Annotated in this window: 6 protein-coding genes and 1 pseudogene; 2 read left to right on the forward strand and 5 right to left on the reverse strand. The window is 69.4% G+C overall.

The features are described 5' to 3' along the window. Window positions 1-4940, forward strand: a 4940-nt coding sequence (locus AB0J12_RS38905) for a ricin-type beta-trefoil lectin domain protein (protein ID WP_363269537.1), incomplete at its 5' end; no start/stop codon positions are given. Window positions 4941-5003: 63 nt separating this feature from the next. Here the strand turns inward: AB0J12_RS38905 and AB0J12_RS38910 are convergent. The 4 genes from AB0J12_RS38910 to AB0J12_RS38925 all read right to left on the reverse strand — a co-directional run bounded on the left by AB0J12_RS38910 (window position 5004) and on the right by AB0J12_RS38925 (window position 9573). Continuing rightward, window positions 5004-5486: a DUF5959 family protein gene (locus AB0J12_RS38910; RefSeq protein ID WP_363269538.1), complete on the reverse strand. Its 483-nt coding sequence runs from the start codon at window positions 5484-5486 to the stop codon at window positions 5004-5006. 65 nt (window positions 5487-5551) lie between these two features. Continuing rightward, window positions 5552-7315 (reverse strand): arginine--tRNA ligase, encoded by a 1764-nt coding sequence (argS, locus tag AB0J12_RS38915; RefSeq protein WP_363269539.1) that lies wholly within the window; start codon window positions 7313-7315, stop codon window positions 5552-5554. 92 nt (window positions 7316-7407) lie between these two features. Next, window positions 7408-8280: a hypothetical protein gene (locus AB0J12_RS38920; RefSeq protein WP_363269540.1), complete on the reverse strand. Its 873-nt coding sequence runs from the start codon at window positions 8278-8280 to the stop codon at window positions 7408-7410. 102 nt (window positions 8281-8382) lie between these two features. Further along, window positions 8383-9573: a hypothetical protein gene (locus AB0J12_RS38925; protein ID WP_363269542.1), complete on the reverse strand. Its 1191-nt coding sequence runs from the start codon at window positions 9571-9573 to the stop codon at window positions 8383-8385. Window positions 9574-9780: 207 nt separating this feature from the next. Between AB0J12_RS38925 and lysS the strand changes: the two genes are divergently transcribed. Next, window positions 9781-11535 carry a lysine--tRNA ligase gene (lysS, locus tag AB0J12_RS38930; RefSeq protein ID WP_363269543.1) on the forward strand — a complete coding sequence of 585 codons (1755 nt, stop codon included), beginning with the start codon at window positions 9781-9783 and terminating at the stop codon, window positions 11533-11535. A 62-nt stretch (window positions 11536-11597) separates the two neighbouring features. Here lysS and AB0J12_RS38935 read toward each other — a convergent pair. Then, window positions 11598-12350: pseudogene (locus AB0J12_RS38935) on the reverse strand (hypothetical protein); the annotation flags it as partial.

The raw sequence follows: 12350 nt of genomic DNA on the forward strand, positions 1-12350 counted from the left end.
AGCGGATCGTCAAGACCCACACCACCTACGAGCCGACCTACGGCCTGCCCATCCAGGTGGAGTCGCTGGGTGACACCGGCAAGACCGGCGACGAGTCCTGCACCAAGTCCGAGTACATCCACAACACGGCCAAGAACCTGATCGGTCTGTCGAAGCAGGTCCTGGTCTCCCCGACCACCTGTGCCGCGGCTGACTTCAGCAACCTGGCTTCACTGAGCGGCGGAAACCGGACCGCGTACGACGGGCAGGGCTACGGGGTCGCGCTCGCCGACACCACCAAGGGCGAGGCCTCCGAGACCTGGTCGATCAACGGTGACGGCAACGGTTGGCAGTCCGACGGCACGACGGAGTTCGACGCCATCGGCCGCGTCACCCGCACCACGGACCAGGACCACAAGACCTCGGGCCTGATCACCTATGAGCCGGCCACCGGCCAGGTCTTCAAGGTCACCGAGACCAACGCCGTCGGTCACTCCGAGACACGTGAGCTCGAGCCGGGCCGTGGCACCACGACGAAGACCACGGACGCCAATGGTCACGTCACGCAGGCCGAGTTCGACCCGCTGGGCCGACTGGAGAAGGCCTGGGCGGCGGACCGCGCCCCGTCCGACACCGCGGTGCCGGACTTCCGCGCCGTTTATACGGTTCCGCCGTACGTGGAGGGCGAGGACCGCAAGCCGTCCTACGTCACCACCTACTCCCGCGGCTACAACGACAAGATCGACACCTCTGTCACGATCTACGACGGTCTCGGCCGTGAGCGCCAGCAGCAGGAGCAGGCGGACGGCGGCGGCTGGCTGATCACCGACACGCTGTACAACAGCTCCGGTGAGGTCTGGCAGACCAACAACGCCTACCTGACTTACGAGTCCAAGCCCGGCGAGCTGTTCTCCCCGGAAGCCGACACGCAGGTCCCGAACATCACCCGTTACACCTACGACGGCTCCGGCCGCGTGCTCCAGGAGACCCCGGTCCTCAAGGTCGCGGACCCGCTGACCAAGGAGACCGTCTCCAAGGAGGTCCCGGAGCGGGCCACCAAGTACGAGTACGGCCTGGACTGGTCCAAGGTCGACAACCCGCAGGGGACGTCCGACTACCGCGTCTACACCGACGCGCTCGGCCGCACCCAGCGGGTCGACACCTTCAACCCGGACGCGCCCGGCGGCTTCACGTCGATGAAGTACGACTACGACGCGCGCGGTCAGCTGGTGAAGGCGACGAACTCCGTCGACGCCGCGCACCCGTGGACGTGGACGTACGACCACCGCGGCCGTCAGGACTCCGCCACCGACCCGGACTCCGGCACCATTTCGACGTGGTACGACAGCCATGACCGAGTGCTGCACAGCAAGAACGCCCGTGGCAATGACGTCTGGTACAGCTACGACCAGCTGTCGCGGCCCACGGAGCAGCACCTGGGAGCCGCGGACGGCACGCTCCTGGCCAACTTCACCTACGACCTGGCGCCGGGCGGCAAGGGCATGCCCTACACCGCCACCCGCTACACCGACGGTGAGGCCTACACCCAGCAGGTCAACGGCTACACGAAGGACTACCAGCCGACTTCGACCACGCTGACCCTTCCCACGACCCTGGCCTCCACCTGGGGCCTGGACTCGTCGTACACGTACTCGTTCAAGTACAGCGACAAGGGCATGCTGGACGAGTCGACGTTGCCGAAGATCGGCAAGTTCGACTCCGAGAAGCTGGTGGTGCGCTACAACGAGGACGGCAAGCCGCTCTCGATCTCGGGCAAGGATTGGTACGGCGCCGAGACGGTCTACGACCCCTACGGCCAGGTGCTGCGCTCCACGCTCGGCGCGCAGCCCTACCGGGTCTGGACGCAGAACACGTTCGACGAGTCCAGCGGTGAGCTCAAGGACCAGCAGGTCTACCGCGAGCAGAGCGGTGACCAGTCCCTGGTCAGTGGCAACCTTGTCTCCAAGCGGTCGTACACCTACGACCCGTCCGGCAACGTCACCTCCATCCAGGAGGCGGCCACCGGCATCGACGAGCGCCAGTGCTTCGCCTACAACCCGCTGGGCGAGCTGAAGACGGCCTGGACCTCAAAGGACCAGTCGACCTGCACCGCTCCGAAGAACACCGACGGCTCGCTCAACGTCACGGCCGGGACGGACAAGTCCGGTTACTGGCAGGAGTACGAGTACGACCTGCTCGGCAACCGCACCAAGCTGACCGAGAAGGACCTCACCGGCAACACCGCCAAGGACGCCACGACCACCTACGCCTACGGCAAGGCCGACGGCACCCAGCCGCACACGCTGACCAAGGTGTCCAAGACGTACACCACGCCGGCCGGCGCGCAGGTCAAGGCCGAGGCGGAGCGTCTGTACGAGCTCACCGGTGAGACCAAGACCGTCACCTCGCTCCAGAACGGCGACAAGCAGTCCCTGTCCTGGACCTATGACGGTCAGGTCGACCGGATCACGGGTGCGGGCACGGGTGGGAAGACCCCGTATGTGGGTCTCGCCGACAAGTGCCTGGACCTCAAGGGCGGCCTGGCTGTGGGGGGTACGGCGATCCAGCTGTACGGCTGCAACGCTTCCCCGGCGCAGAACTGGCGCTTCAGCCAGACCCCGGGTGGGACCAACCCCGACCAGGGCACGCTGAACGTCTACGACAACTGGTGCGTCCAGCCCACCGGCAACACCGCCGGGTCGGCTGTTCAGATCCAGAAGTGCGACGGCTCGGCCGGACAGGAGCTCAAGCGCAACGCGTCGGGCCAGCTCACCCACGTCGCCTCCGGGCTCTGCCTGTCGGTCCAGGCTGCTAACTCGGCGAACTCGACCCCGATCGTGTTGGCCACCTGCGACAGCACCAAGGCCGAGCAGCTGTGGGCGCCGCAGAACGACACCCGCTACATCTACGGCCCCGACGGCCAGCGTCTGCTGACCATCAAGGGCAAGCAGGCCACGCTGAGCCTGGGCGACGCCGAGGTGACCGTCCAGAAGGGCGGCGTGCTGGTCAACACCCAGCGCACCTACGACGCGCCCGGCGGCTCCGTCATGCGCTACGCCTACGGCACCGGCGCCGACAAGCTGGTCGCCATCACAGGTGATCACCAGGGCAGCCCGTACGCCGAGGTCGCTCTCGACGGTGGCATGTCGGTGCGCATCCGCAAGCAGGACGCGTTCGGCAACCAGCGCGGTGCGGACACGGCAGGCGTCAACCGTCAGTCGCACACCGGCTTCCTCGGTTCGCCGCTCGATGACAGCTCGGGGTTCGTGCCTCTCGGTGCGCGTCTGTACGACCCTGTCGTGGGACGCTTCCTGTCCGCCGACCCGGTCCTGGATCTCAACGACGTCCTGCAGTCCAACGGGTACGCCTACGCGCACAACAACCCGGTGACGTTCTCCGACCCGTCGGGTCTGTCCATCGTGCTGACCGCTTCCGAGCGGGCCGCGGCCCTCGCGGGCGCGGGTCTGTCCGCGGCGCAGGTCGCGCAGGCGCAGGCGATGCAGGGCAAGTCCCTCACCTCGGTGATCCTGGCCGTGGCGTGGGAGACGCTGAAGGACTTCATCGGCATCAACGACGCCATGGCGTGCTTCGGCGGCGACATGTGGTCTTGCATCAGCATCGCGGTCGACGCCATCCCGTGGTCCAAGCTGGGCAAGATCCCGTCCGTCATCAAGGCCGTCAAGCGCACCATCAAGGCCGTCGAGTCCTTCAAGGCGGCCAAGAAGGCAGCCGAGATCGTCCTCAAGGCGGCCAAGGCAGCTGAACGGGCGGCACTGAGAGCCAAGAAACTCGCCATCGAACGCGCCAAGAAACTTGCGGCGCAGAGAGCGAAGAAGAGAGCGGCCGAAGCAGCCAAGAGAGCCAGCGACAGAGCGTTGGCGGCCGCCAAGAAGACGGGTAACCCTCGCCATAAGGCGGCCCAGGCGCAGGCAGCCCCGAAGGTGTCGTCGCACAGCTCCGGCGGTGGTGGTGGCAAGGGCGGCGGCGGCAGCGGCTCCAAGCCCGGCGGCAAGTCCGGCGGCTCCTCCAAGAGCAACGGCGGATCCAGCGGCAGCGGCGGCTCCGGCAAGGCCGACGGTGACGGGGGGACGTGCAACAGTTTCGTCCCGGGCACCATGGTCCTGATGGCCGACGGCACCACCAAGCCGATCGAGCAGGTCAAGACCGGCGACAAGGTCGTCACGACCGACCCGAAGACCGGTGAACGCCGGATCGAGACGGTCACGGCCGAGATCAAGGGCCACGGCCTGAAGCACCTGGTCAAGGTCACGATCGACACCGACGGCAAGAAGGGCGCCAAGACGGCCCAGGTCACCGCGACCGACGGCCACCCCTTCTGGGTCCCCGAGCTCCACACCTGGATCAAGGCCACCGACCTGCACGCCGGCCAGTGGCTGCGGACCAGCGCGGGCACCTACGTCCAGATCACGGCGATCGACCGCTGGACGGCCCAGACGGCCACCGTCCACAACCTGACGGTGTCCGACGTCCACACGTACTACGTCGTGGCCGGTGGCACCTCGGTGCTCGTCCACAACTGCAACCACGGTGGCGCGGAGATCGACTACGGAACCGTGGACGCCGATGAGCGTCGCTCCGGTGCCGTCGCGATCGTCACTCCCGAGCTGGTCGATGCCAAGGTGGGCACCAAGGCGTCGCGGCGCATCAAGCCCCCAGGCTTCGTGAGCGGCGACAACGGTGACGCCCGCGGCCACCTGATCCCCAGGGCGGCCGGTGGTTCCGGAAGCGTGGAGGCGAACATCGTCAGGACGACCGCGTCGATCGACAACGGCGTCATGGCCGACTTCGAGGAGGAGATCCTCGACCACGTCCGCGCGGGGAACACGATCCTGTACTCGGCGACACCGCATTACCGACCAGGGGACAACGTGGCCTACGCCATCACGATCGAAGCGTTCGACGACAACGGGTGGCGCATGGCGCGGAAGTTCATGCAATAGCCGCTACCGGCAGTGAATGACTGAGGGTGGAGCTCCGACCGGGGCTCCACCCTCAGTGTTTCTTCACCGGTGGCGCCACTCGTACGCACCGGGCGACGTCTCCCGCACTTCGCTCGGCCAGGCCTGCCGCACGCCGGCCAACAACGCGTCTTGTTCGTCGAGCCAGCCTTCCTCCACCGCGAGGGGGACGTCGACCGTGGCGCCGGAACCAGTCGCGTCCTCGACCCGCACGAGGATGATCTCGTCGTTGTCCTCGGGCCATTCGACTCTCACCGTGGGACCGTTTCCCTGGTCCAGCCATCCGATGTCCTGCCCAGCTCGTAGCGCGACAAGACACTGAGCCCATCGCTCCAGGTGCCTGGGGGAGAAGCCGATCCGCAGATGTCCGTGAACGAAGCTGGTCTCGACGAGGATCTCCGCGTCCAGCGAGTCGTGCAGAGGCAGCACCCCAGGCGCTTGTCGGCCCAGGACGCGGATGCGGAAGCTGGATTCCTGATCCACCACTCTGACCAGGTCTACGGTGCCGTGCTCGTCCTCGCTGCTCATCGCTCCATCCAACAACAAGCCCCGCCGGGTATCACCCGGCGGGGCTTTGCGACGGCCGGTCCGCGTCAGAGCCGCTCAGGCGTCCGGATCCCCAGCAGCGCCATCCCCTGGTGCAGCGTCTTCGCCGTGACGTCGCACAGGAACAGGCGGTTCTCCACCTGCTCCGGCGTCTCCGCCTTCAGCACCGGGCACTTGTCGTAGAACGTCGTGTACAGCGACGCCAGCTGGTACAGGTACGCCGTCATCTTGTGCGGGGCGTACTCGCTCGCCGCCTCCGCGACGATCTCGGCGAACGCGTCCACGTGCAGGCCCAGCGCGCGCTCCGCCTCATGCAGGCCCAGCTCCGGGTGGGCCGCCGGGCGGACCTCGCCGGCCTTGCGGAGGATGGACTGGATGCGGGCGTAGGCGTACTGGAGGTAGACGCTCGTGTCGCCGTTCAGCGAGACCATCTGGTCCAGGTCGAACTTGTAGTCACGGTTCGCCGACGTCGACAGGTCCGCGTACTTCACCGCGCCGATGCCCACCTGGGCACCCCGCTCGGCGATCTCCTCCTCCGACAGGTCCTGCGCCTTCTCCCGTACGACGGCCGACGCGCGGTCGATCGCCTCGTCGAGCAGGTCGACCAGGCGGACCGTCTCGCCCTCACGCGTCTTGAACGGCTTGCCGTCCTTGCCGAGCACCGTGCCGAAGGCCAGCTGGTGCGCCTTCACGTCGTCGTTCAGCCAGCCGGCCTTGCGCGCGGTTTCGAAGACCATCTTGAAGTGCAGGGACTGGCGGGCGTCGACGACGTAAAGGAGCGTGTTCGCCTTCAGGTTGAACACGCGGTCGCGGATCGCGGAGAGGTCGGTGGCCGCGTAGCCGTAGCCGCCGTCCGACTTCTGCACGATCAGCGGGACCGGGTTGCCGTCCGGGCCCTTGATGTCGTCGAAGAAGACGCACAGGGCGCCCTCGCTGCGGACCGCCACGCCGGACTCCTCCAGGAGGCGGCAGGTCTCGGCGAGCATGTCGTTGTAGCCGGACTCGCCGACGATGTCGGGGTCGCGGACCTCCATGTCCAGCTTCTCGAAGACGGAGAAGAAGTAGATCTTCGACTCGTCGACGAACTTCTGCCACATGGCGAGGGTGTGCGGTTCACCGGCCTGCAGGTCCACCACCCGGCGGCGGGCGCGCGTCTTGAACTCCTCGTCGGAGTCGAACTTGCGGCGCGCGGCCTTGTACAGGCGGTCCAGGTTGGACATCGCCTCCTCGCCGGACACCTCGGCGCCGCTGTGGTCCAGCTCGTGCGGGTGCTCGTCCAGGTACTGGATGAGCATGCCGAACTGGGTGCCCCAGTCGCCGATGTGGTGCCGGCGCACCACGTTCTCGCCGGTGAACTCGAGCAGCTGCACCACCGAGTCGCCGATCACCGCGGAGCGCAGGTGACCGACGTGCATCTCCTTCGCCACGTTCGGCTGCGCGTAGTCGACGACCGTCGTGCCCGGCTGCTCCGCCCGCGGCACGCCCAAGCGGCCGTCGGTGTCCGCGGCGCGCGCGGCGAGGTTCTCGGTGATCGCCCGGTCGGTGATCGTCACGTTGAGGAATCCGGGGCCGGAGACCTCGATGTCCTGGATCAGGTCACCGGTGGTCACCTGCGCGACGACCTGCGTGGCCAGCTCCCGCGGGTTGGCCTTGGCCTTCTTCGCCAGCGCGAGGATGCCGTTGGCCTGGTAGTCCGCCCGGTCGCTTCGTCGCAGCAGCGGGTCCGCGCCGGCGGCCTCGGGAAGGGCGGCCGACAGCGCGGACGCGAGGCGCTGGTGGACGGAAGCGGTGAGGGACGTGACCGAGGCCATAGGAATGGGTGCCGTTCTCCTCGTGGGGTGTGTGGACACGGCCAGTATCCCATGGGGGTAAAGCCGTTTTCCGGGCTCGCGCGGGCGCGACGTCAGCGGGAGCGGCGGGCCCGCCTGCGCAGCAGCAGGACTGCGCCGGCGGCGACCGCGGCCGCAGCCCCCGTCGCCGCGCCGGTGATGAGGAACGCCGGCCGGTGGGCGGCCGGGAGCGGCTCGGCGATGGTGAAGTGGAGGGTCTCCGCGTTGTTCCCCCTGTCCGGGTCGGCCGGGATGCTCTTGACGGATGCGGGAGCCTCGTAGATGGTGCCGATCGCCTTCCGGGGGAAGTACCACGACAGGGGAAGGGTGACGCTCTCGCCCGGGGCGAGGTCGGACAGCAGGCACATCAGCACTCCCGGGTCAGTCCAGCACTGGTCGACATCCCCGTATCCGCTGGGCCAGTAGTCCCCCATGACGGTCAGACCGAGTTCGACCTGCGTGGCTGTCGCCGGACCGTGGTTGGTCACCACCAGCGGCGTCTTCACCCCCTCACCGGGAGCGACCGGCCCGGAGGGCTTCCGCCACGCGAGGGTGACGTCGGCGGCCGGATGGAGGGTGGTCTCGTCCTGGTCGGCGTTGTCCGTGGGCCAGGTGTCGACCACGTCACCGATGTCGGCTCTGGCCGTGAACGACAGAACGGTGTCCACGGGCACGGCGGGATCGACCGTGAGGTACACCACCACTGAGACGCGGTCGGTCTGCCCCGTCCGCGACACACAGCTGACGGTCCGGCTGTCGGCGGACGGGGTGCACACGTCGTCGTTGCCGCCGCTGTTCGGGACGATCCCGTCGAAAGTCACGCCCGGGGGAAGAGCGAGTTCCGCGGCCAGGTGGGAGACCCGCCCCGAGTCCATCTCGGCGATCAGCTCCGCCACGATCCGCCTCGGCGGCGGGCCGTCGGGGACGCTCAGGTGCAGTCGCGCCACCGCATCGATCGGGCCGGAGCCCGCGCCCCCTGTGCCGGGCTCCCGGACGCGGCCAGCAGCGCCAGCGCCGCCGCGCCCACGCCCCATCTGTGACGCACCGGCTCAGTGCTCCCGGCGACGGGTCCGCCGTGCCAGGGCGAGTGCGCCGCCCGCGACGGTGAGCGCCGCCGCTGTCGTCCCGACGGCGGTGAGGGTGCCGGCGCCGGTCGCGGCGAGCTCTCCGCCGCCGCCCTGCGGGGTGAGGTCGGTGCCCGTGCCGGTGGCGGGGGCCGTTGTGGAGGCGGTCGGCGTCGGCTCCGGGGCCGGCTTCGCCGTGGGCTTGGGCTTGGGTGCGGGCGTGGCGGTCGGCTTCGGCGTCGGTGTCGGCTTGGGCGACGGGCCGATCGCGATGACGAGGTCGGCCCTGTCGTTCGCCGGGTCCGGGTCGAGAACGTCCGGGAAGGCGAGCGAGCCCGCCATCGTGTAGGTGGTGCCGGCCGCCTTCTGCGGGAACGTCCACGCGAAGTCGTACGAGATGCTCTCGCCGGGATCCAGCTTCCGCCAGACGTCGCAGATCATCTCGCCCGGGTCGGCCCAGCAGCCCGGGTCGTCGGGCGTCGAGGTGCCGTCCCAGTAGTCGAAGCCCAGCCAGAACCGCACCGCGTTGACCTGCGCGGGCTGCGAGCCGTGGTTGGTCACGACGAACCGGGCTGCCACCCGTTCACCGGGTTTCACCGACGCCTTCGCCGGCTTCCAGGCGACGCCGATGTCCTCGCTCACCGCCACCCGCACGGACGCCGTCGCCGTGTTGTCCTCCGGCTCGGTGTCGACCGCGTCGCCGATGACCGCCTTCGCCGTGATCGGCAGGGTGGTGCCCGGGGCCACGTCCCGGTCGACCTGGACGGTCAGACTCTCCCACACGTGTTCGTGCGGGGCGTCCAGCGAGCGGCAGGTGATCGTGTGTCCGTCCGCGGACGGGGTGCAGCGCGTGTACTCGAGGTCGTCGTGCGACGAGGGACGGTCGTACGTCAGGCCGGCCGGGAGCGTGATCACCGTCGCCAGCTCCGGGACCGTGCCCGTGACCACGTCCGTCGTCAGGTTCAGCTGGAAGGAGCGGCCGGGGGCCAGGGTCGCCGGCTCCGGCCGCAGGGACGTCCGTACGTCCGCCTCCGCCGGTGCCGCCGGTGCCGCTGGTGCGGCCGGTGCCGCCGGTTGCGTCGACGCCGCGTGTGCCGCCGGTGCCGCCAGGGCGCCGAGCAGCAGCGCGGCCGCCGCCGCACCGGTGATCCGTGCCCGTCTGCCGCCACTCCGCATGGTCCCCACCCCTTCGCCGCCCGTCCGTCGAGCAGTTGGACCAGCGGGTGCCGGGAACGGTTGTGCCAAGGATGGGAGAAGTCGTTTTCCGGGTTGGGCCGCGGCCTGGGACAATGGGGGCGCGCGGCCGTGCGACCGTACCGGCCGCCGGCCGAGAACTCCGTCCGAGAACTTCAGAGAAGTCTGAGAACTCCAGAAAAAGAGGACGTGCCGATCGTGGCTCAGAGCACCGAGACCACCGACTGGGTCTCCCGTTTCGCGGATGAGGTCATCGAGGAGTCGGAGCGTCGGGCCCCGGGCAAACCGGTCGTCGTCGCCTCCGGCCTCTCTCCCTCCGGACCCATCCACCTGGGCAACCTGCGCGAGGTCATGACGCCGCACCTGGTCGCCGACGAGATCCGCCGCCGCGGGTACCAGGTGCGCCACCTGATCTCCTGGGACGACTACGACCGCTACCGCAAGGTGCCGGCCGGTATCGACGGGATCGACGAGTCGTGGGCCGAGCACATCGGCAAGCCCCTCACCTCCGTGCCCGCCCCCAAGGGCTCGCCCCACCCGAACTGGGCCGAGCACTTCAAGGCGGCCATGATCGAGTCGCTCGCCCAGCTCGGCGTCGAGTTCGACGGGATCAGCCAGACCGAGCAGTACACCTCCGGCGTGTACCGCGAGCAGATCCTGCACGCCATGAAGCACCGGCAGGACATCGACGCGATCCTCGACCAGTACCGCACCAAGCCCAAGCCGGCCGACCAGAAGAAGCAGCAGGCGAGGCAGAAGCCGGTCGACGAGGCCGAGCTGGAGGCCGCCGAGGGCTCCGGCGCCGCCGAGGAGGACGACGGCTCGTCCGGCTCCGCCGGGTACTTCCCGTACAAGCCGTACTGCGGCAACTGCGAGAAGGACCTCACCACCGTCACCGCCTACGACGACGACTCCACGGAGCTGACGTACTCCTGCACGGCGTGCGGCTTCTCCGAGACCGTCCGGCTCAGCGAGTTCAACCGCGGCAAGCTGGTCTGGAAGGTCGACTGGCCGATGCGCTGGGCCTACGAAGGCGTGATCTTCGAGCCGAGCGGCGTCGACCACTCCTCCCCGGGCTCGTCCTTCCAGGTCGGCGGGCAGATCGTCGGCATCTTCGGCGGCAAGCAGCCCATCGGCCCCATGTACGCCTTCGTCGGCATCTCCGGCATGGCGAAGATGTCGTCCTCGCGCGGTGGCGTGCCCACCCCGGCCGACGCGCTGAAGATCATGGAGCCGCAGCTGCTGCGCTGGCTGTACGCCCGCCGCAGGCCCAACCAGTCCTTCAAGATCGCCTTCGACCAGGAGATCCAGCGGCTCTACGACGAGTGGGACCGCCTCGACGCCAAGGTCGCCGACGGCTCGGCCCTGCCCGCCGACGTCGCCGCGCACTCCCGCGCCGTGCGCACCGCCGCCGGTGAGCTGCCGAAGACGGCCCGCCCGCTGCCGTACCGCACGCTGGCCTCCGTCGCCGACATCACCGCCGGCCACGAGGACCAGGCGCTGCGCATCCTCAGCGAGCTGGACCCCTCCAGCCCGCTGGCCTCCCTGGACGAGGCACGGCCCCGGTACGACAAGGCCGAGGCGTGGATCAACACCCACGTCCCCGCCGACCAGCGCACCATCGTGCGCGAGGAGCCCGACGCCGAGCTGCTGAAGTCCCTCGACGACGCCGGCCGCGCGTCCCTGCGGCTGCTGCTCGACGGGCTCGCCGAGCACTGGTCGCTCGACGGGCTGACCCACCTCGTCTACGGCGTGCCCAAGGTCCAGGCCGGGTTCCCCGCCGACGCCACGCCCAAGGAGCTGCCGCCGGAGATCAAGACCGCCCAGCGGTCGTTCTTCGCGCTGCTCTACCACCTGCTCGTCGGGCGTGACACGGGCCCGCGTCTGCCCACGCTGCTGCTCGCGGTGGGGCAGGAGCGGGTGCGGCGGCTGCTCGGCGCGTAAGCGGTCAGCGGTATGACAGAAGGGGCCCTCTTCACGGAGGGCCCCTTCCGCTGTCGCCGTGGCTACGCGATGTGGTCGTCCTGCAGTTCCGCGGTGTAGCGGTTGGAGAAGCGGTTCACCATCCGCTCGGCCTCGCCCTTGGTGAGCGTCCTGCCGAACGTCGCCTCCACGTCCTCCCGGAACTGGGCGGCGGTGGGGTAACTGCCGTCGATCGACTTGCGGAAGACCAGGTAGAAGTCCTCCTCCGTCGGCTCCGGCTCCGGGATGCCGCCGCCGTCGCCCAGTTCGCGCGTGCGGTTCGGGCCGACCGGGATGGGGAAGCTGCCGGTCTCCTCCGAAGAGGGTTCGTCGGCGGGGGGCTCCTCCTGGTACTGGTCCTCGTACTGCTCGGCTTCCTGCTGCTCGGCGTACCACTGGGCGTACTGCTCGGCCGGGTCGTAGTTGGGGTCGTAGCCGCCGTGGTACTCGATCTCGCGGGGGATCTGGAACCAGGGACTCTGGTCGCCGGCGGCTTCGTCGGCCGGCTGCCCGGCGTCCTCGCCGGCCGGCCCGGGGCGCTGCCCGCCCTGAGGTGCCGCCTGCTGCGGGACGGGCGCCGCGCCGGCGGCACGACCGCCCGCAGTGACCGACGTGGGACCAGCGGCAGGCGCCGCGTCGAGCTCCGGCCTCGGTGCCGCCGGGATCAACGCCGGCTCGATCCCGGCCGCGGCGAGGCCTGCTGGGGCGGTCTCCGACAGCGGTACGCCGTAGCGGGCGAGGCGCAGCGGCATCAGGGATTCCACCGGGGCCTTGCGGCGCCAGGCCCGGCCGAAGCG

Source organism: Streptomyces sp. NPDC049915 (assembly GCF_040656475.1).
In the GTDB taxonomy this organism is placed as follows: domain Bacteria; phylum Actinomycetota; class Actinomycetes; order Streptomycetales; family Streptomycetaceae; genus Streptomyces.